Source organism: Mycobacterium sp. THU-M104 (genome assembly GCF_049197365.1).
Classification (GTDB): Bacteria; Actinomycetota; Actinomycetes; order Mycobacteriales; family Mycobacteriaceae; genus Mycobacterium.
Genome location: NZ_JBMIOP010000160.1, coordinates 1 through 20,578 on the forward strand (window position 1 = coordinate 1; position 20,578 = coordinate 20,578).

The 20,578-nt window shown below is 70.7% G+C and carries 17 protein-coding genes; 7 read left to right on the top strand and 10 right to left on the bottom strand.

The genetic code is table 11. The annotated features are described in order from the left end of the window. Nucleotides 1-154: 154 nt before the first annotated feature. A complete protein-coding gene (locus ACOJVU_RS13310; RefSeq protein ID WP_421530197.1) occupies nucleotides 155-1,177 on the bottom strand; it encodes a PDZ domain-containing protein in 1,023 nt (340 codons plus the stop codon). A 131-nt stretch (nucleotides 1,178-1,308) separates the two neighbouring features. Between ACOJVU_RS13310 and ACOJVU_RS13315 the strand changes: the two genes are divergently transcribed. From ACOJVU_RS13315 to ACOJVU_RS13325, 3 genes are all read left to right on the top strand, one after another. After that, complete coding sequence (locus tag ACOJVU_RS13315) at nucleotides 1,309-2,781, top strand: zinc-dependent metalloprotease (protein WP_421530198.1); 1,473 nt, start codon at nucleotides 1,309-1,311, stop codon at nucleotides 2,779-2,781. 37 nt (nucleotides 2,782-2,818) lie between these two features. Next, nucleotides 2,819-3,679, top strand: a complete 861-nt coding sequence (locus ACOJVU_RS13320) for a cyclodehydratase (RefSeq protein WP_421530199.1) — start codon at nucleotides 2,819-2,821, stop codon at nucleotides 3,677-3,679. Between the two features lie 114 nt (nucleotides 3,680-3,793). Next, on the top strand, nucleotides 3,794-5,137 hold the full coding sequence (locus tag ACOJVU_RS13325) for an ABC1 kinase family protein (RefSeq protein ID WP_421530200.1): 1,344 nt from the start codon (nucleotides 3,794-3,796) through the stop codon (nucleotides 5,135-5,137). A 39-nt stretch (nucleotides 5,138-5,176) separates the two neighbouring features. Here the strand turns inward: ACOJVU_RS13325 and ACOJVU_RS13330 are convergent, their stop codons facing one another. The 3 genes from ACOJVU_RS13330 to ACOJVU_RS13340 all read right to left on the bottom strand — a co-directional run bounded on the left by ACOJVU_RS13330 (nucleotide 5,177) and on the right by ACOJVU_RS13340 (nucleotide 7,962). Beyond that, nucleotides 5,177-5,464 (bottom strand): WhiB family transcriptional regulator, encoded by a 288-nt coding sequence (locus tag ACOJVU_RS13330; RefSeq protein ID WP_421530201.1) that lies wholly within the window; start codon nucleotides 5,462-5,464, stop codon nucleotides 5,177-5,179. A gap of 166 nt (nucleotides 5,465-5,630) precedes the next feature. Continuing rightward, a complete protein-coding gene (locus tag ACOJVU_RS13335) occupies nucleotides 5,631-5,768 on the bottom strand; it encodes a hypothetical protein (RefSeq protein ID WP_421530202.1) in 138 nt (45 codons plus the stop codon). A gap of 94 nt (nucleotides 5,769-5,862) precedes the next feature. Further along, nucleotides 5,863-7,962, bottom strand: coding sequence for an ATP-dependent DNA helicase UvrD2 (locus tag ACOJVU_RS13340; protein WP_421530203.1), 2,100 nt, complete (start codon nucleotides 7,960-7,962; stop codon nucleotides 5,863-5,865). A 158-nt stretch (nucleotides 7,963-8,120) separates the two neighbouring features. On the opposite strand from ACOJVU_RS13340, the gene mrx1 reads away from it, so the two are divergent. Next, a complete protein-coding gene (mrx1, locus tag ACOJVU_RS13345; RefSeq protein ID WP_421530204.1) occupies nucleotides 8,121-8,375 on the top strand; it encodes a mycoredoxin Mrx1 in 255 nt (84 codons plus the stop codon). A gap of 44 nt (nucleotides 8,376-8,419) precedes the next feature. Here the strand turns inward: mrx1 and nudC are convergent, their stop codons facing one another. From nudC to ACOJVU_RS13365, 4 genes are all read right to left on the bottom strand, one after another. Continuing rightward, complete coding sequence (gene nudC / locus ACOJVU_RS13350; protein WP_421530222.1) at nucleotides 8,420-9,370, bottom strand: NAD(+) diphosphatase; 951 nt, start codon at nucleotides 9,368-9,370, stop codon at nucleotides 8,420-8,422. Continuing rightward, the gene (locus ACOJVU_RS13355; RefSeq protein ID WP_421530205.1) at nucleotides 9,348-10,418 is read right to left on the bottom strand and encodes a potassium channel family protein; all 1,071 of its coding nucleotides are present in this window, start codon (nucleotides 10,416-10,418) and stop codon (nucleotides 9,348-9,350) included. The genes nudC and ACOJVU_RS13355 overlap by 23 nt, the downstream gene beginning before the upstream one ends. 111 nt (nucleotides 10,419-10,529) lie before the next feature. Then, on the bottom strand, nucleotides 10,530-13,844 hold the full coding sequence (locus ACOJVU_RS13360; RefSeq protein WP_421530206.1) for an ATP-dependent helicase: 3,315 nt from the start codon (nucleotides 13,842-13,844) through the stop codon (nucleotides 10,530-10,532). Beyond that, nucleotides 13,841-17,008, bottom strand: coding sequence for an ATP-dependent helicase (locus ACOJVU_RS13365; RefSeq protein WP_421530207.1), 3,168 nt, complete (start codon nucleotides 17,006-17,008; stop codon nucleotides 13,841-13,843). Before ACOJVU_RS13365 ends, ACOJVU_RS13360 begins: the two co-directional genes overlap by 4 nt. A gap of 119 nt (nucleotides 17,009-17,127) precedes the next feature. Between ACOJVU_RS13365 and ACOJVU_RS13370 the strand changes: the two genes are divergently transcribed. The 3 genes from ACOJVU_RS13370 to ACOJVU_RS13380 are packed head-to-tail and all read left to right on the top strand — an operon-like array spanning nucleotide 17,128 to nucleotide 18,460. Continuing rightward, complete coding sequence (locus tag ACOJVU_RS13370; RefSeq protein WP_421530208.1) at nucleotides 17,128-17,340, top strand: hypothetical protein; 213 nt, start codon at nucleotides 17,128-17,130, stop codon at nucleotides 17,338-17,340. Between the two features lie 23 nt (nucleotides 17,341-17,363). Continuing rightward, nucleotides 17,364-18,149 carry an alpha/beta fold hydrolase gene (locus ACOJVU_RS13375; RefSeq protein WP_421530209.1) on the top strand — a complete coding sequence of 262 codons (786 nt, stop codon included), beginning with the start codon at nucleotides 17,364-17,366 and terminating at the stop codon, nucleotides 18,147-18,149. A 2-nt stretch (nucleotides 18,150-18,151) separates the two neighbouring features. Beyond that, nucleotides 18,152-18,460: an MGMT family protein gene (locus ACOJVU_RS13380; protein ID WP_421530210.1), complete on the top strand. Its 309-nt coding sequence runs from the start codon at nucleotides 18,152-18,154 to the stop codon at nucleotides 18,458-18,460. Here the strand turns inward: ACOJVU_RS13380 and ACOJVU_RS13385 are convergent. Both ACOJVU_RS13385 and moeZ read right to left on the bottom strand, forming a co-directional pair. Continuing rightward, entirely contained in the window at nucleotides 18,457-19,311 is an 855-nt protein-coding gene (locus tag ACOJVU_RS13385) for a TIGR02569 family protein (protein WP_144952295.1), read from the bottom strand. The two genes, ACOJVU_RS13380 and ACOJVU_RS13385, sit on opposite strands and share 4 nt — an antisense overlap. A gap of 37 nt (nucleotides 19,312-19,348) precedes the next feature. After that, nucleotides 19,349-20,536 (bottom strand): adenylyltransferase/sulfurtransferase MoeZ, encoded by a 1,188-nt coding sequence (gene moeZ, locus ACOJVU_RS13390; RefSeq protein WP_421530211.1) that lies wholly within the window; start codon nucleotides 20,534-20,536, stop codon nucleotides 19,349-19,351. Between the last annotated feature and the right edge of the window lie 42 nt (nucleotides 20,537-20,578).

Genomic DNA, 20,578 nt, shown 5'->3' on the forward strand with positions numbered 1-20,578 from the left:
GCCTCACCCAGAACGTCTTTGCTGCCCTGCTTCCGAAACGCCATCGAACAACACCCCTAACCAAATCAGGTGTTGCAGCGACCACTTGAGTCTGAGCCCGGACGCAAACAACTGTACGCACACTCGCCCGCGGCGTGTCGGCTCCAACGGAGCCCTAGCACGTCGGCGGCCGTCCCCCCGACGTGATCGCGTGCAGCGAGTCCACCGCGTCGCCGAGCGTGTCGACCTTGACCAGGCGCATACCGGTCGAGTTGTCCGAACTCGCCTCATAGCAGTTTTTCGCGGGCACCAGGAAGACCGTGGCGCCGGCAGCCTTCGCGGCGACCATTTTGTGTGTGATGCCGCCGATCGGGCCGACCTTGCCGTCGATGGAGATGGTGCCCGTGCCGGCGATGAACTTCGAGCCGGCCAGCTCGCCTGTGGTGAGCTTGTCGACCACGGCCAGGCTGAACATCAGCCCGGCCGACGGGCCCCCGATGTTGGCCAGGTTGAACGTCACCTCGAACGGCGCCCACGGCGCATCGAGCACGGCAACGCCCAAGAAACCGTAGTCGCGGTCCTTGTTGGCGCCCAGAGTGATCTGCGCCACGCCGGCCGGCTCGTTCTTGCGGCGGAAGTCGATCGTCACCACCTGGCCGGGCTTCGTGTTCTTGAGGAACCCGGTGAACGCCTCGATATCGGCCACGGGGACACCGTTGACGGCGTCGATCGCATCACCGGATTTCAGTTTGCCCGCCGACGGGCCGGGATCGCTGACCTTCGCGACGGTGACAGCGGACGGGTACTTCAGATATCCCAGGGCGGCGTACTCGGCGCTGTCCTCGGACTGCTTGAAGTCGGCGTCGTTGGCTTTGTCCACCTCCTCGCGCGACGTACCCGGCGGGTAGACCACATCGCGCGGCACCAACTGCTCCTGCGCCGAAAGCCACAGCGTCAGAGCCTCTCCCAGAGAGAGATCGTCACGCTGGGAGACGGTGGTCATGTTGAGGTGACCGGTCGTCGGGTGGGTGATCGCTCCCTGGATTTGCACCACCTGCTTGCCGTCCACCTCGCCGAGCGTGTCGAAGGTGGGGCCGGGCCCCAACGACACGAACGGCACCGTCACCACCGCGAGCAGCACCCCGAACACCACGATCGGCACCAGCGCGACCATCAAAGTCAGAATCCGCCTGTTCACGCCGATTACAGTAGACGGGCTTCGGTTGGCTTCGGTTGGCCTCATTCGGCTACGAGATTCAGCTACGAGATTCAGCTACGAGCATGACCCGGCATTCCACGTTGCGTTCCGGCGATGAGTACCGTTGAGTTATGTCCGACCTGCCTTTTGGCTTCTCCTCGGGAGACGAGCCCCCAGAAAACGAGCGCGGGCGCGACAGGAAGAAAGACCCCGATTCAAGGTCGGGCGCCTCCGACCCGTTCGGCGCGTTCGGGTTCGGCGGCGACTTCGGCATGGGCGACCTGGGCCAGATCTTCACCCAGCTGGGTCAGATGTTCACCAACGCGGGCCCCATCATGACCGGCGGCAAAACCTCGGGCCCGATCAACTACGAACTCGCGCGCCGCGTCGCAGCCAGCTCTATCGGGTTCGCCGCGCCGGTCCCCGCCACGACGAACGCGGCGATCACGGACGCGGTGCACCTCGCCGAGACCTGGCTGGACGGGGCCACGGCCCTGCCCGCCGGCACCACCAAGGCGGTGGGCTGGTCGGCCGGCGACTGGGTGGACAACACCCTGGAAACCTGGAAGCGGCTCTGCGATCCGATGGCCGAGCAGATCTCATCGGTCTGGGCCGCTTCGCTGCCCGAGGAAGCCAAGAGCATGGCGGGTCCGCTCTTGGCGATGATGTCCCAAATGGGCGGCATGGCGTTCGGGTCGCAGCTGGGCCAGGCACTGGGCCGGTTGTCCCGCGAGGTGCTGACCTCGACCGACATCGGCCTACCGCTGGGGCCCAAGGGCGTGGCCGCGATCCTGCCGGAGGCCGTCGAATCTTTTGCCGCCGGTCTCGAGCAGCCACGCAGCGAGATTCTCACCTTCCTGGCCGCCCGCGAGGCCGCGCACCACCGGCTGTTCAGCCACGTGCCCTGGCTGGCCAGCCAGTTGCTGGGCGCGGTGCAGGCCTACGCCCGGGGCATGCAGATCGACATGGGCGGAATCGAAGAGCTGGCACGCAACTTCGACCCTGCGTCCCTGTCGGATCCCACAGCCATGGAGAACCTGATCGGCCAGGGTGTCTTCGAACCCAAGGCGACACCGGCCCAGAAGCAGGCACTGGAACGCCTCGAGACGCTGCTGGCCCTGATCGAGGGTTGGGTCCAGATGGTGGTGACCGCGGCGCTGGGTGACCGGATCCCGGGCACGGCCGCGCTCGCCGAGACCCTGCGCCGGCGCCGGGCCAGCGGCGGCCCCGCCGAGCAGACGTTCGCGACGTTGGTCGGCCTGGAGCTGCGGCCCCGCAAGCTTCGCGAAGCCGCCACGCTGTGGGAGCGCCTGACCGACGCCGCGGGCGCCGACACCCGCGATGCCATCTGGCAGCACCCGGATCTGCTGCCCTCCGCGAACGACCTCGACGAGCCGGCCGGCTTCATCGACGGCGTCATCGGCGGGGACACCAGCGGCATCACGGAGGCGCTCGCCCAGTTCGACATGGACCCCGTCGAGCGCGACCCCGTCGAGCGCGACCCCGTTGAGCGCGACCCCGTTGAGCGCGACCCCGAGGGCCGGGGCCCCGTCGAGCGCGACCCCGAGGATCGGGGCCCGGACACCGGTTCTGTGGATAACTGAATCCGGCGTTCCCGCCGGGGTGGCACAGTCTCGATTCATGCCCACGGTCCTGGCTTCGGTCCGATACGTGCTGGACCCTGCGATGCCGGTGTTGCTGCGGCCCGATGGTGGGGTCCAGGTGGGCTGGGATCCCCGCCGCGCCGTACTGATACGGCCGCCGTGCGGGCTGTCGGCCGCGGACCTGGCTGCACTGCTGCAGTCCCTGCGTTCACCGACGCCGTTGCCCGAGTTGCAGCGTCGGGCCGTCGAGCAGGGGTTGAACGATCCCGACGCACTGGACAACCTGGTGGCCCAGCTCGTCGGCGCCGGGGTCGCCACCGAATGCCACCGGAGCGGCGGCCGGACGGCGTCGATCCGAGTGCACGGCCGTGGCCCCCTGTCAGACCTGCTCGTGGAGTCGCTGCGCTGCTCTGGAGCCCGGATCACGCACAGCAGCCAGCCGCACGCGGCGATGTCGGCGGCCGCCGTGGATCTGGTCGTGCTGGCGGACTACCTGATCGTCGACCCGCGCATGGTGCGTGAGTTGCACAAGCGCAAAGTGCCGCACCTGCCGGTCCGCGTGCGCGACGGCACCGGGCTGGTGGGACCGCTGGTCATTCCCGGCGTGACCAGCTGTTTGGGCTGCGCGGACCTGCATCGTCGCGACCGCGACGCGGCGTGGCCGGCGATCGCCGCGCAGTTGCGCGACGCCGTCGGGGTCGCCGACCGGGCGACCCTGCTGGCGACAGCGGCACTGGCGCTCAGCCAGGTGAACCGGGTGATCGCCGCGGTCCGCGGGCAGCAGGCCGCACCCGACCCCGGCCCGCCGCAGGCGTTGAACGCCACGTTGGAATTCGATCTCACTGCCGGTGCGCTGGTGGCGCGCCAGTGGAGCAGGCATCCGCTGTGCTCATGCTGATGCCGGCTACTTCTTCGCGGTCCTCGTCCGGCGCTTCGATGATCACCCTGAACACGGCGCCGGCGGCCCGCGCCCGGTTGTTGCGAGATCAACACCCCGGCGAGGCCGACCGTCGTGGATGATAGGTGTGTGGCAGACATCAAACGCGGCCGGGCTGCGCGCAACGCGAAGCTGGCCAGCATCCCGGTCGGCTTCGCGGGCCGGGCAGCGCTCGGCTTCGGCAAGCGACTGACCGGCAAGTCCAAGGACGAGGTCCAGGCCGAGCTGATGGACAAGGCCGCCAACCAGCTGTTCACCGTTCTGGGCGAGCTCAAGGGCGGCGCGATGAAAGTTGGCCAGGCCCTTTCGGTGATGGAAGCCGCGATCCCCGAGGAGTACGGCGAGCCCTACCGCGACGCCCTGACCAAGCTGCAGAAGGACGCCCCGCCCCTGTCCGCCCACAAGGTGCACCGCGTGCTCGACGCCCAACTGGGCACCAAGTGGCGGGACCGGTTCAGTGCATTCGACGACACGCCGGTGGCCTCGGCCAGCATCGGCCAAGTCCACAAAGCGGTGTGGTCCGACGGCCGCGAGGTGGCCGTCAAGATCCAGTACCCGGGCGCCGACGAGGCGCTGCGCGCCGACCTCAAGACGATGCAACGCATGGTCGGGGTGGTCAAGCAACTCGCCCCCGGCGCCGACGTCCAGGGTGTCGTCGACGAACTGATCGAGCGCACCGAGATGGAACTCGACTACCGGCTGGAAGCCGACAACCAGCGCGCCTTCGCCAAGGCCTACCAGGGGCACCCGCGCTTCGCGATACCGCACGTCGTGGCCAGCGCCCCCAAGGTGGTGGTCCAGGAGTGGATCGACGGCCTGCCGATGGCGGAGATCATCCGCCACGGCACCCCCGAGCAGCGCGACCTGATCGGCGCCAGGCTGCTGGAACTCACCTTCGACGCTCCGCGCCGGCTGGGCATGCTGCATGGCGACGCGCACCCGGGCAATTTCATGTTGTTGCCCGACGATCGGATGGGTGTCATCGACTTCGGCGCCGTCGCGCCGCTGCCCGGCGGCTATCCCGTCGAACTCGGGATGACGATCCGGCTGGCGCGCGACAAGAACTACGATCTGCTGCTGCCGACGATGGAGAAGGTCGGTTTCATCCAGAAGGGTCAGCAGGTCTCGGCGCGCGACATCGACGAGATGCTGCGCCAGTACGTCGAGCCCGTGCAAGTCGACGTCTTCCACTACACCCGCAAGTGGCTGCAGAAAATGACCTACAGCCAGTTGGACCGGTCGGTGTCCCAGATCAAGACGGCTCGGCAGATGGACCTGCCGCCCAAGCTCGCGATACCGATGCGTGTCATCGCGTCGGTGGCGGCGATCCTGTGCCAGCTGGACGCCCACGTGCCGATCAAGGCGCTCTCCGAGGAGCTGATCCCCGGCTTCGCCGAGACCGACACCGCCGCCATCTGACAACGTCGACCTATAGGCGGGCTCGCTGATCGGTTCCCATTAGGCGGTAGGGCAGGCTGCGGCCTCTTCCTTGCGGGGACGTCCGCGCGGACGTTTGCCGCTCACGACCGCGCCGCGGTGGAGGATCTCGCCGCCCCACACACCCCAGGGTTCGGCCCGTTCCAGGGCCGCGGCCAGGCACTCGCGGCGCAGCGGGCAACTCCCGCACAGCATCTTGGCGCGCTCGAGGTCGGCGGGGGTCTCGGCGAACCAGAGGTCAGGATCGCCGGCGTGACACGGCAGGGATTGTCTACGGCGGGTCCGTCTGGGGACTGTCGGTGCCGACATGTCCGTTCACCTGCTTTCTGGTCTGGGTCCCTGTGCTGGGTGGGATCCGGACCAGATTGCTGGTTTTCAGGTGAGCATTCTTCTCGGTGAGAACTCTTCTCGGTGAGAATCGTGGCCCCGGATCCTGTTGACGTCGGGTCCGTGGCCTTGCGGCTATCAGGGCTGGTTACTGATGGCCTCGGTGCGCGGACGCGCCAGTCGCGGCGGCGGCGCGGCGGGCGGCGTGCTCGCCCCACGCCACCCGCGCGGCGGCGTGGGCGGCGTGGGCGGCGTGAAAGGTCGGCATGGTCAGCATCGCTGCCACCCTCCTTTCGCCTCCTGACGGCACAGCGCGTCTCCGAGGGTAGACGCCGGTGGCCGGCGGCTACAACCGATTTTCTGGCCTGGGTGTTCGCGCCTCAGCGGCTGCGCACCATGTCCAGCACGTCGGGTCCGTACTGTTCCAGCTTGCGCGCACCGATGCCGGGGATCGCGATCAGGGCGGCCTCGTCCTCGGGCCGCAGCTCGGCGATCGCGATCAGCGTGTTGTCGGTGAAGACGACGTAGGCGGGCACGTTCTGCTCCTTGGCGGTGTCCAGCCGCCAGGCCTTGAGCCGCAGCAGCAGGTCCTCGTCGACGTCGGCGGCACAGGTCTCGCAGCGCGAGAGCATGACGGCCGCCGGGGTGGTCAGGTTGTTGTTGCAGACCCGGCAGCGGGTCGGTGCACCCCGGGAGCGCCGCGACTTGGCCGGCGTGGCGTCGGCGCGGGCCTGCGGCGCGATGCCGTTGAGGAATCGCGACGGCTTGCGGCTCTGCCGCCCGCCCGGGCTGCGCGCCAGCGACCAACTGAGCGCCAGATGCACCCGGGCCCTGGTGATCCCGACGTACAGCAGTCGGCGCTCCTCCTCGACGGGCTCGCTGTCGGCGCCGTGCGCCAAGGCATGCGAGATGGGCAGCGTGCCGTCGGCCAACCCGACCAGGAACACCGCGTCCCACTCGAGTCCCTTGGCTGCGTGCAGGGAGGCCAGCGTGACGCCCGGTACGGGTGGCGGGTGTCGCGCGTCGGCGCGGCTCCGGAGTTCAGCGAGCAGGGCCTGAAGCGTCAGCTGCGGGCGTTGCGCGACTTCATCGTCCACCAGCGCGGCCAGCGCGTTCAGCGCCTCCCACCGGTCCCGCGCCTTGCTGCCCGCCGGTGGTTCGGCGCTCAGGCCCACCGGTTCCAGGGCGGCGCGCACCACCTCGGGCAGGGGACCCTCGGGGTCGCGTTCGGCCACGCGCTGCAGCGCCAACAGCGACTGCCTGACCTCTTGGCGGTTGAAGAACCCCTCGCCGCCGCGGACCTGGTAGGCGATGCCCGCCTCGGTCAGGGCCTCCTCGTAGACCTCGGACTGCGCGTTGATCCGGTACAGCACGGCGATCTCCCCGGTGTCGGTGCCGGACTCGATCAGCCGGGCGATCGACGCCGCGACCGCGGCGGCCTCCGCGGGTTCGTCGGGGTGCTCGCGAAACGACGGGGCCGGGCCGGGCGCGCGCTGGCCGGTCAGCGCAAGCTTGCTGCCGGCCACCCGGCCCCGGGCCGCGGCGATCACCCGGTTGGCCAGGGACACCACCTGCGGGGTCGAGCGGTAGTCACGTTCCAGGCGCACCACGGTGGCGTCGGGAAACCGCCGGGAGAAGTCGAGCAGGAAGCGGGGCGAGGCCCCGGTGAACGAGTAGATGGTCTGGTTGGCGTCGCCGACGACGGTCAGGTCGTCTCGCTCCCCCAACCAGGCCGAGAGCACCCGCTGCTGCAGCGGGGTGACGTCCTGATACTCGTCCACCACGAAGCAGCGGTAGCGGTCGCGGAACTCTTCGGCCACCGCCGCGTCGTTCTCGATCGCTGCCGCGGTGTGTAGCAGCAGGTCGTCGAAATCGAGCAGCGTGACCGCTTCGTCGCGGACCTTGAGCGCTTCGTAGGCGGAGTACACGGCCGCCACCTGGGCGGCGTCCAGCGGGGTGTCGCGGCCCGCGGCGGCCACCGCGCCCGGGTACTCCTCGGGGCCGATCAGCGAGGCCTTGGCCCACTCGATCTCGCCGGCCAAGTCGCGCACGTCGTCGGTGCCGGCGTTGAGCCGGGCGCGCCCGGCCGCCCGCGCCACCACGGCGTACTTGCTGTCCAGCAGCTGCCAGCCGGTGTCGCCGACCACCCGGGGCCAGAAGTACCGCAGCTGGCGGTGCGCGGCGGCGTGAAAGGTCAGGGCCTGCACCGCGCCGACGCCCGCGCCGGTGCGCGCGACGGCGTCCAGCGCCCGCAGCCGCGACCGCATCTCCCCCGCAGCCCGCTGGGTGAACGTCACCGCGAGCACCTGCCCGGCGGCGACATGGCCGCCGGCGACGAGTTGGGCGATCCGGTGCGTGATGGTGCGCGTCTTGCCCGTCCCGGCGCCGGCGAGCACGCAGACCGGCCCGCGCGGTGCCAGCACGGCGTCGCGCTGCTCGTCGTCCAGCCCGGCGGTCAGGGAATCGGCGACCATCGGCATGGCGTCCATCTTGGCAGCGGCCGCCGACAAACGGGGGGCATCCCCACGCGGCGCCGCGTGTGAACCGTACGACGCCCTCCGCGGAGTCGCCGCGACAGGCCGCCGGGCGGCCCACATGGTCGCCGGGCTACGTTGACTCTCATGACGAATGGACTCCCATGACGAATGCTCCCGTCACCGTTTACACGACGTCGTGGTGCGGCTACTGCCGCCGTCTCATGACGGTGCTCAAGTCCAGCGGGATCGCCTACGACGCGGTCGACATCGAAGCGGACCCGACGGCCGCCGAATTCGTCAGTTCGGTCAACGGCGGCAACCGGACGGTTCCGACGGTCAAGTTCGCCGACGGGTCGACGCTGACCAACCCCAGCGCGGGCGAGGTGAAGGCGAAGCTGGCCGAAGTCGGCGGCTGATCGGACGCAGAACGCGCGCCCGCCAGAACGTGGGATCCGGCTCGTCACTCGACGGCGGCCCACGATTCGATGATGGTCCGCGCGATCGAGATCGACCCGGGCAGCAGTAACGTGGACCCCGACCCACTGCCCCAGTCGCCGGCGTCGAGCGCGGTACGCACCTCGTCGCGGGTGAACCACGCCGCCTCGACGATCTCGCCGTCGTTGAACGAGAACTCCTCGGACGGGTCGCCCAGGGCGTGGAAACCCACCATCAGCGAACGCGGGAAAGGCCAGGGCTGGCTGCCGAGGTAACGCACGTCGCGGACGGTCAGGCCGACCTCCTCGCGGATCTCGCGCGCGACGCACACCTCGAAGGATTCGCCGGCTTCGACGAATCCGGCCAGCAGCGAGAACATCCGTTCCGGCCATGCGCCTTGGCGGGCCAGCACCGCGCGGTCGCCGCCGTCGTGCACCAGACAGATGATCGCCGGGTCGATACGAGGGAACTCCTCGTGACCGGTGACCGGGTTGATCCGTGACCAGCCCGCCCGGGCAGGTTTCGTCGGGAATCCGTCCACCGCACTGAACCGCGCCCGGTCGTGCCAATTCAGCAGCGCGATGGCCGACGAGACCAGCTGGCTGCTGGTGTCGTCGAAGATCGGGCCGAGGCTGCGCAGGTTCACCACCTCGACTTCCGTACCGGGATCCTCCGGTACGTGCAGCGCATCCCGGACCGCCCAGACGTGACGGCCACCGTCGATGCGGCCCAGGAACACCGCTTCCGGCGGCGGCTGGTCGCCGAGGGCCGCTGCGGCGCCGAGCACCACCCGGCCTTCGGCGACCAGCACCTGATTGCGCGAGTCCACCCGCACCAGCGCCGCATCAGCCCATCCGGCGGCGGCCGCGTCGACATCGGTACGCAGCTGTTCGGCGCGGTCGACGCCGGCCCGCGACAGCAAGGGAACCTCCCGCAGCTGAAACTCCACGCGGCTACTGCCCTGCGCTTCGGATATAGAGCAGCCGGTCGTCGGCCTCGATGGCGTCCGCCTCGGGTGCGCCGATACGAAGCAGACGGCCGTTGCGCACCACACCGAGCACCGTGTCGCGCAGATGGCGCGGCGAACCGCCGATCTCGTTCTGGTCGGCGTCGCGCTCCGCGATGGCCAATCCGACGTCCGGTGTCAGCAGGTCCTCGAACATCTGCACCACGCTGGGCGTGGTGGTGGCGAGGCCGAGCAGCCGACCGGCCGTCTCTGAGGAGACCACCACCGAGTCCGCACCCGATTGCTGCAGCAGATGCTGATACTCGGCCTCCCGGATCGCGGCCACAATCTTGGCTTTGGGCGCGATTTCACGCGCCGTCAACGTCACCAGGACCGCGGTGTCGTCGCGCCCAGTCGCCACGATCACCGAGAACGCGTGCTGCACCCCGGCCAGCCGCAGCACGTCGGACTTGGTGCCGTCGCCGTGAACGGTGACCAGACCGGCGGCCGCGGCGTGTTCGAGCGCCGTCCGGTCGGTGTCGACGACGACGATCTCGCCCTGGGCGGCCTCGTCGCTGACCTTGGCGGCGACAGAGGCTCGGCCCTTGGTGCCGTAACCGATCACGACGGTGTGGTTGCGCAATTTGTTCCTCCAACGCTGAATCTTCCACGCCTGCCGGGACCGCTCGGAGAGAACCTCGAGCGTCGTTCCGACCAATACGGCCAGGAAAGCGATCCGAAGCGGCATGAAGATCACGGTGTGGGTCAGACGCGCCGCTTCGGTGATCGGGGTGATGTCGCCGTAACCCGTCGTGGACAGCGACACCGCCGCGAAGTACAGCGAGTCGACGAACGTCAATTGCTGATTCCGCACATCGCGGTAGCCGCCGCGTTCGAAGTACACGATGGATGCGGCGACGAAAAGGACCATCACAGCGATGACCACCCCGCGTGTGATCGCGCGGGCGGGGCTGACGGGATCTTCGGGGATGCGTACGACACGGACGAGCTGGTGACCGGGTTGGGTGGTCAGCCTTTGCTTCAGAGCGCTCAGTTGCCGCGATTTACCGTTGCCCACGGCGGTCCATCATCGCCCCAGATCCGGCGCAGTAGACAACCACGAAAGACAACCACGAGACACGCACGCGACCAAATCTAACCGCCCGCGCCCGACTCCGGGGACTCGGCATCACCCGGCGACCGGTCGGACTTCCGTGGAACCTCCCAGCAATGCGGCCAGCTCGGCGGCCTCGAGCAGTTCGTCCGGTGCGACGGTGGCGCCGGTGCGCACGTAGTAGAAGGCAGCACGCACCGCCGACTCCGGAGCTCCGGTCAGCGCGGCCCACGCCAGTCGGTACACCGCCAACTGGACGGCGGCCTGGCGCATGGCCTCCACACCCCGCGGGGGTTCACCGGTCTTCCAGTCCACCACGGTGGCGCCGCCGTCTGGGTCGGCGAAGACCGCGTCGATCCGGCCGCGCACCACGGTGTCGGCGATGGGCATCTCGAAGGGCACCTCGACGGCAATCGGTGTGCGGGCCGCCCAAAGCGATCCGGCGAAGGACTCCTGCAACGCGGCCAGCTGCCGGTCGTGGCCGACGTCGGAGTCGGCCGCACCCGGCAGGTCGCGAAGATCGAACAGCCACTCGGACCCGTAGTACCGCTGCACCCACGCGTGGAAAGCGTTGCCCAACAGAGCATGCGGATCCGGCCGGCTCGGCAGCCGATACAGCAGACGCTGCGCCGCGCCGGCCGGGTCGCGGGCCAGGTCGACCAGTCCACTGACCGACAACTCGCCGGGTAGCGCGGGGACGGGGCGCCGCACCGCCCGCGCCCGCTCGGCCAGCAGCGCGTCGACGTCGGCGGGCCAGCCGTCGACGTCGACGCGCTGCTGGGCCTCCTCACCGGACATGGCACGCATCACCAGCGACGCACCGCGTTCGACGTCGCCGCGGCGCCCGGCCAACGGATCAGCCGGCCATACCGATTCGATATCGTTGTTGCGCATCGGATTTCGCTCACCAGCGGCCGGCGCGGGCGCCCACCGTTCGACCGCCCCGCAGGGCTCGCCGGCCGCAGCGCAGCGGTCGATGATCTCCTTGAGCTCGCACAAGAAGTCCGAGGGTCCGCGCGGTTTGTCCCCGGTGGCCCCCCAGTGGTGACCGGACACGAGCAGGGTGTCCTCGGTGCGGGTGATGGCCACGTACAGCAGACGCCGTTCCTCGTCGATACGCCGCTGTTCGAGCTGGCTGCGATGATCGGAGATCTTGTCGGACAGTTGTTTTCGATTCGTGATAGCCGAGGTGTCCAGCACCGGGACACCCGGGGCGCCCGCCGCGGCGCGGTCGCCGCGCAACAATGGTGGCAGCTCGGCGGCATCGGTGAGCCAGGTGCTTCTCGACGCGGTCGACGGGAACGTGCCGCCGCTCAGATGCGCCACCGCCACCACCTGCCACTCCAAACCCTTCGCGGCGTGCACCGTGAGGACCTGAACGCGGTCGCGCGCCACCGCCGGAGCGGCGGGCGCCAAACCGTTCTCCACCGCCTCGGCCACGTCCAGGTAGGCCAGCAGGCCCGCCGGCGAGTCCCTCCCCGGCGAGTCCGTCGCGCGTGCGCGTTCGGCGTAGCCGGCCACCACGTCGGCGAACGCATCGAGGTGTTCGGCACCGGCCCAGTCCGCCGGCACCTTGGCTCGCGCCTCACAGTCGACGCCCAATACCCGACGCACCTCGGCGACCAGCTCGGGCAGCGAGTGACCCAGGTGAGCACGCAGCGCGCGGAGCTCGGCGGCCAGCGCGGTGATGCGCTCATATCCGGCAGTGGAATACGCGCCGGCCGCGCCGGGGTCGCTGATCGCGTCGGCCAGACACGCGGTGTCGGCGTCGGGATCGGCCGCCATCGCGATCGACGCGGGCGACAACGTCTCGCCCGGACGCACACCTGCGCCGCCGATAGCGAGCGCACGCTGCCACAGCGCGGCGATGTCGCGGCCGCCCAGGCGCCACCGCGGACCGGTCAGAACCCGCATCGCCGCCGCACCTGCCGTCGGGTCGGCGACCAGCCGCAGCATGGCCACCACGTCGGCGACCTCCGGGACGGACAACAGCCCGGCCAGCCCCACCACCTCGACCGGGACCCCGCGCGCCCGCAGGGCGCCGGCGATGGGCGCGGCATCGGCGTTGCGGCGCACCAGGACCGCGGCCGTGGGCGGGCTGACGCCGTCGGCGCAGGCTTGGCGGTAGTACCCGGACAGATGGTCGGCGATCCATTCACGTTCGGCCTGCACGTCGGGCAGCAACGCGCAGGCGACGGTGCCCGGCGGGGCTTCCGGGCGCGGTCGCAGCGCGTGCACCGCGACCGCGCGTCGCCGCGCCTCGGCCGATATCGCGTTGGCCACCTGCAGCGCGCGGGGCGGGTTGCGCCAACTGGTCCGCAACTCCAGCACCGGCGCCGGGCGGCCGTCGGACCGGGGGAAGTCGGTGGAGAACCGCGGCAGGTTGGTCGCCGAGGCGCCGCGCCAGCCGTAGATCGACTGGATCGGGTCACCCACGGCCGTCAGCGCCAGACCGTCGTCGGTCCCGCCGCCGAACAGAGCCGACAAGGCGACGCGCTGCGCGTGACCGGTGTCCTGGTACTCGTCGAGCAGCACCACCCGGTAGCGGCTCCGCAACTCCTGTCCGACTTGCGGGAACGTCGCCGCCAGCCGTGCCGCGGCGGCCATCTGACCGCCGAAGTCCAGCACCTTGGACGCGCGCATGCGATCGTTCAGGGCATCCAGCAGCGGCACCAACTCGGCGCGCTGCGTCTGGGTCGCCAGCAGCCGCAGCAGCCACAGGCTGGGGCCGCGCTCGCGCTGGTAGGGGCCCGCGGGCAGCGCATGGATCAGACGTTCGAGCTCCGCGTGGGTGTCGCGGAGCTGGCCGGTGTCCACCAGGTGCTCGGCGAGCTGACCCCGCAGCCGCAGCACCATCGAGGTGACCGCGGCCGGTGTCCTGTCGGTGTGCAGCTCGCCGCGGTAATCGGTGACCACGTCGAAAGCCAGCTGCCACAACTCGGTTTCGCCGAGCAGCCGGGTGTCGGGTTCGACGGGCAACAACAACCCGTAGTCGCGCAGCAGCGAGCCGGCGAACGCGTGGTAGGTACTCACCACCGGCGTGCCGGCCGATTCCGCGGCCGCGACGCCGGCGGGGCCGGCCAGGCCCGAACCGACACCGGCCAGCCGGGCCAACCGGGTCCGGACGCGGCGCAGCAGCTGACCGGCGGCCTTGCGGGTGAACGTCAGCCCCAGCACCTGCCCGGGATCGGCGTACCCGTTGGCGACGAGCCACACCACCCGAGCGGCCATCGTCTCGGTTTTGCCCGCACCGGCCCCGGCGATGACCACCAACGGGCCCGGCGGGGCGGCGATGACCGCGGCCTGTTCGTCGGTGGGCGGGAAAAGACCGAGCGCACTGGATAATTCGGCTGGGCTGTAGCGGGGCGCGGGATGCGGGGTGGGGGTCACGCGGTGGGGTCCTCACGGTGTGCGGGGCAGCAGGGCCGGACCGGGCAGTGGGCGCAACCGTCGTTGCGGCGGGCGGTGAACTGCGGCCCGGCTGTCGCCGCGGCCGCGCGGCGCAGCACCGCGCGCCATTCCTCGCGAGCGGCCGGCGTCAACGGGTCCTGCTCGCGTTCGGTGGCACCCGCGGTCCCGACCTTGCCGAGGTAGACCAGCCGCGCGCCGCCCGGCTCATCACCCGCGGCGATCATGCCCTCAGCCACCGCGAGCTGATACATCGCCAGCTGGGCGTGTCGTTGGGCGTCGTCCTTGCTCACCGGGGTTTTCCCGGTCTTGATGTCGACCACCACCAGCCGCCCGGCCGCGTCACGCTCCAGCCGGTCGACGCGACCGCGCAGCCGGACGGGTCCACCATCCCGGTCGGCGGCGTCGAGCACCCCGTGGACCTCGACCTCGACACCGACCTCGGTCAGCTCGCCACGGGTGCGCGCCCGCCACGCTGCGAAGGCCTCGATCATGGCGCGGTGGCGGGCCAGCTCGTTGGCCGCATGCCACCGGGCCTCGAAGGGCAGGTACTCCCAGGCCCGTTCCAGCTCGGCGAGCAGTTGTGACTCGGTCCGGCCCGGCTCGGCGACGAGCGCGTGCAGCACCGAGCCGATGGTGGACCGCAGCTCGCGCGCGTCGGTGCCGCCGTGCCGTTCGGCCAGCCAGCGCAGCGGGCAGTCGTTGAGCGTCTGCAACGTCGACGGGGTCAAGGTGACCAGCTCGTCGCCGCCGTGCAGCGGCGCACTGGTGCTGATCGCTTTCAGCCCGTGCCAGCCGGCCGGATCCGCGCCGGGCACGCCGGCTTTGGCCAGCCTGGCCAGTTGCGCGGCCGCACACTGGCGCGCGGCGTTGTCCACGACGCCCTCGGGCGCGCACACCACACCGCGCAACCGGCCGACCAACGCCACCGCGGAGAGCACCCGGGGCGCCGAAAACGGCTGCGCCGAACCGGGCCGCACCGCAGCGGTAGTCGCTTCGGCATCGGCGAACTGCGCGATCTCGGAGAAGAACGCCGAGGGCAGTGCCGCCTCGCCGGCCGGTCCGCCCGTGTCGCTGTCGACGGCCGTCACCACCAACCGGCGCCGCGTCCGGCCCATCGCCGCCACCAGCAGGCGCCGTTCCTCGGCGAGCAGCGGCGCCCGCACCGATGCGTCCTCGGTGACGTCGTCGAGGGCGTCGAGCAGCCGCTGGGTGCCCAGCACACCACCGCGCGGAACCGTGTTGGGCCACAACCCTTCCTGCAGACCGGCGACGACGACCAGGTCCCACTCGTGACCGAGCGCGGCGTGCGCGCTGAGCACCCGGACCTGCTGAGCACCCGACACCGGCCCGGGGTCGGCATCCGGCAGTTGCAGTGCCGCGACATGCTCGACGAGTCCACGCAGCGACGCACCCGACGTGCGGGCCACGTAGTGGTCCGTGATGTCGAACAGCGCGGTCACCGACTCGAGGTCCCTGCCCGCCTGCGCGCCGGCGGGACCGCCCCGCTCGGCGGCCTTCAGCCAGCGCCGCTGCAACCCCGAGCGGTCCCAGGCAGCCCATAGCGTGTGGCGCGGATCCTGCCCGTCCCGGTGGCAACGCGCCGCGGCCTCCAGCACCGCACGCACCCGGCGCAGCGCACGGAACCCTCCACCCGACGGCGGCGCGTCACCCGTGAGGACCTCGACCAGCAGATCACCCAAAGCCGCGGGCGCACAGCCGGGTTCGCCGGACCGGGCACGCTGCAATGCTCGGCGCAGCTGCCGCAGCGACACCGGGTCGACTCGGCCGACGGGGCCCGTCAGCAACGCGATCGCCAGCTCACCGTCGAGCCCTTCGGCAGTGGCCTGCAGCACCGTGAGCAGCGCCCGCGCCGCGGGCTGGGCACAGAGCGGTCCGCCGAGCGCGGGCCTCGCGACGGGCACCCCGGCGGCGGCCAGCGCGTCCTGCAACCGCGGGCCGAGCCGCGGAACCGAACGGACGATGACCGCCATCTCCGACCACGGGATCCCGTCGACGAGGTGCGCACGCCGCAGCGTGTCGGCGACCATCGCCGCCTCCGCGTGCGCCGACGCGGCGAGGCGCACGACAACCGACCCGGCGACCGACACCTCGTCACCGGTGCCCTCGATCCGCCGGCCGTCGGTGCAACCCGGCAGGCGGCGAGCGACACCGCTGATCGCACGGGCCACCGCCGGAGCGCACCGGTGCGAGACCGCCAACGCCACCGCCGGCGAATCGTCGGTGAGCAACCCGGCGGGTTCGCCACCCCGGAAACCGAACACCGCCTGGTTGGGGTCACCGGCGACGAGCGCCAGTTCGCTGCCTGCCGCCAGCACCCGCACCAACTGGACTGCCTGCCTGTCGAGTTGCTGGGCGTCGTCGACCAACAGGATGCGAACGCGGGCGCGTTCGGCCGCCAACAACTCGGGGTCGACAGCGAAAGCATCCAGGGCGGCTCCGACGAGTTCAGCCGCGCCCAGGGCCGGTGTCGTCGCCTCCGGCGCTGCCGTACCGACCGCTGCGCGCAGCAGCATCACCTGCTCGTACCGATGCGCGAACCTGCCGGCGGCACTCCATTCCGGACGCCGGCACCGTCGGCCCAGCCGTTCCAGTTGCTGGGGATCGACCCCGCGCTCAGCGCAGCGCGCCATCAGGTTTCGCAGCTCGGTCGCGAAGCCGGCGGTGCTCAGGGCGGGCCGCAGATGGTCCGGCCACGCGGACGCCGCGCGGGAGCCGTCTGCCACATCCCCGGCCAGCAGTTCGCGGATGATGGCGTCCTGTTCGGCGCTGGTGACCAGCCGCGGCGGCGCGTCACCCGCTCGCTCGGCGGCGCGCCGCAACACCGCGTAGGCGTAGCTGTGCACGGTGCGCACCAACGGTTCGCGAACCGCGGCCCGGCATGCACCGACGCCGCGCGAGCCCAGCAGCGCCGTCGTCAGCGCGCTGCGGGCCCCCGCCCCGATCCGGCCCGAACCGGTGAGCAGCAGAACCGATTCGGGATCGGCGCCGGCACCGATCCGGGCGATCGCCACGTCGGCCAAAAGGCTGCTCTTGCCGGTGCCGGGCCCGCCCACGATCCGGACCAGGCCGCGTGCGCCCGGCGCCATGACCGCACGCGCCTCGGCGTCCCAGGTGTGCGACATGACTGCATGCAATCACGGGGGTCCGACATCGATCCGCCCGAGCCGGCGCCGGTGTCGCCGACTCGGGCGGATCAATAGACTCGACCGGAGCAGTTCGACGAGAGGTGAGGAGGTATCCGATGGTGAATGACGTCGAGGGCCTCGTTCCCGACGACGAGGTTCCGGAAGCCGACGCACAGGAACAGCGTCAGCCAGTCGATGCCGACGACGAGGCCGGCCTGGACACCACGTACCTGAGTGCCGTTGCCGCGGATCGCGATGCCAACGACGCCGACGTGCTCGACCAGGCTTTCGTCGTGCCCACCGACGACGACTGGGACGACATCGGGTAAGCCGCACCTGGCACGATCGACGGGTGAGCGCAGACCTGCACGTGCACCGCTACGGTCCGTCGGGCCCGGTGCGGCTGCTGGCGATCCACGGGCTGACCGGCCACGGGCAGCGCTGGCGTCACCTGGCCGGCTACTTGCCCGGAATCACCGTGGCCGCGCCCGACGTGCTCGGCCACGGCCGCTCGTCGTGGGCGGCGCCGTGGAGCATCGACGCCAACGTCGCCGCGTTGGGGGCGCTGCTCGACGATCGGGCCGACGCGCCGGTGCTGGTGGTCGGCCACTCGTTCGGCGGCGCGCTGGCGATGCACCTGGCCGCGGCCCGGCCGGACCGGGTGGCCGCGCTGCTGCTGCTCGATCCGGCGGTCGGGCTGGACGGCGGCTGGATGGCCGAGATCGCCGATGCGATGCTGGCCTCCCCCGACTACCCCGACCCCACGGAGGCCCGCCGGGAGAAGGCGACGGGCTCGTGGGCGGACGTGGATCCCGCGCTGCTCGACGCCGAACTGGACGAGCACCTGATCGAGCTGCCGGGCGGGCGCTACAGCTGGCGGGTCAGCCTGCCGGCGATGGTGTCGTACTGGAGCGAACTCGCGCGCGAGGTCGTGCTACCGCCCCCGGGAACGGCGACGACGCTGGTGCGGGCCAAGCAGACATCGCCGCCCTACGTGGGCGAGGGGCTCATCGCGGGACTGCGAACGCGGCTGGGGGCGGACTTCCGGCTGCTGGACTTCGACTGCAACCACATGGTGCCCTACGCCCGGCCCGCCGAGGTCGCATCGCTGACCCGCGAATTGCTGGGCGATCGCTGACCATGGCACCGGTCACCGAGGAACAAGTCGAGCGGGTGCGGTCGCTGGTGGCGGACGTCCCCTCCGGCCGGGTCGTCACCTACGGCGACATCGCCTCCGCCGCGGGCCTGTCGAGTCCGCGCATCGTGGGCTGGATCATGGGGACCGATTCCTCCGACCTGCCGTGGCACCGGGTCATCACCGCCACCGGGCGCCCGGCACGGCATCTGAGCACCCGCCAGCTCGAGCTGTTACGCGCCGAAGGGGTGCTCGCGGTCGACGGCAGGGTCACGCTGCGCGATGTGCGCCACCAATTCCCGCCCGGGGTCTAGAGCACCAACCGGACCAGCGCCGCGGTGCGGGCCAGACCAGGAAACGCCTCGGCGGTCGAGCGTGGATGAAGCGCATGGACCGCGAGGCGGAACATCAACGCGCGCAACAACATCTGCGGCCATTCCGGCAGCGCGTTCCAGCGTTCGATGAGCCCGTCGTCGGCGTCACCCCAGGACAGGGCGTCGACGACGACCACACCCGCGGCCCACGACGCGGGCCGCCAGTAGGGTGTGATGTCGGTGATCCCCGGCGCCGCCGTGCCCACGAAAAGCACCGTCCCGTAAAGATCACCGTGCACCAGCTGGTTGGGGCTCTTGGTCGGCCTGCGCAGGGTGGCGAGCTGATTGACCAGTTCGACAGACCGCTGCCCGTCCGCGGTCGGCGGAGATGTCCTCGCCCCCGGCGGGACCGATTGCAGCGGACGCTCCTCCCACGCTGCGCGGTCCGCGGCGATGAAGACGTCGACCTCCGCCCATGGGGTGGTGGGACCCTGCGTCAAGAAGCGCGGGCGTTCCAGCTTGCTGGTGGCCTCGTGCAGGCGGACCGCCGTCGACACCACCTCGTCGTGCCGAGGCTCGGGTGTACCCGCGACGAACGTGTCCGCCCGCCAGCCCGAAACCACGTACCGTCCGTCGGTCGAGCGGACCGGCCGGGCCAGGCGCACGCCGTCGACGAACAAAGTCTCGCGCACCCGCGCCGACCACGCGGCACGGGCATGGTCGGCGACCATCGACAACACGACCTCGCCGCACCGCCAGCCACCTTCCCAGCCGGCCCCGAGGGCCGCGGGCTTGACACCGGTCAAACCGAAGGCCGACAGCACATGGTCCGGCGGTGGTTCGACGCTCACACGGGTCAGCCTAATGGAGCAGTTTGCCGCGGCCGGGTCAGTACATCACCATGTCGGGTTGCATCTGCCGCGCCCATGCCACGATCCCGCCCTGCAGATGCACCGCATCGGCGAATCCTGCCCCCTTCAGTGCGGCCAGCGCCTGCGCCGAGCGCACCCCCGTCTTGCAGTACAGGACCGGCCGGCGGTCCGGCGGCACCATCGCCAGGCCCTCACCGGAGTCGATCGACGACTGCGGGATCAGCCGCGCGCCGTCGATGTGCACGATCTCCCACTCCGCGGGCTCGCGGACGTCGATCAGCACCAGTTTCTCGCCGGAGTCCAGCCACCGGCGCAATTCGGCCGGGGTGACGGTGGAACCCTCGACGTCCCCGGCCGCGTGGGCCGCCTCCTCGGGCACCACCCCGCAGAACTGCTGGTAGTCCACCAGCTCGGTGATCTTCGGCGTGGACGGGTCCTTGCGGACCGTGATCGTGCGGTAGGTCATTTCCAGCGCGTCGTAAAGCATCAGCCGGCCGAGCAACGGTTCGCCGATCCCGGTGATCAGCTTGATCGCCTCGGTGCCCATCACCGAGGCGACGGATGCGCAGACGATGCCCAGCACGCCGCCTTCGGCGCACGACGGCACCGTCCCGGCGGGTGGTGGCTCCGGGTACAGGTCGCGGTAGTTCAGGCCGCGCCCGTTCGGGGCGTCGTCCCAGAACACCGCAACCTGGCCCTGGAACCGGTAGATCGATCCCCACACGTACGGCTTGCCCGCCAGCACCGCGGCGTCGTTGACCAGGTACCGGGTGGCGAAGTTGTCGGCGCCGTCCACGATCAGGTCGTACTGCCCGAACAGTTCGACGGCATTGCCGTTCTCCAGCCGGAACTCGTGTAGGCGCACCTCGACCAGGGGGTTGATGGCGAGGATCGAGTCGCGCGCCGATTGCGCCTTGGGCCGTCCGACGTCGGCCAACCCGTGGATGATCTGACGTTGCAGGTTCGACTCGTCGACAACGTCGAAATCGACGACGCCGAGCGTGCCTACACCTGCCGCGGCCAGGTACAGCAACGTCGGCGACCCGAGCCCGCCGGCACCGACGACCAGGACACGCGCGTTCTTGAGCCGTTTCTGGCCGTCCACGCCGAGATCGGGAATGACCAGGTGGCGGCTGTAGCGGGCCACCTCGTCGCGGCTCAACTCACCCGCCGGCTCCACGAGCGGCGGCAACGACGTCGACACCGAACATCTCCTCTGACAGCTCCGATGATCCGAGGCTACTCA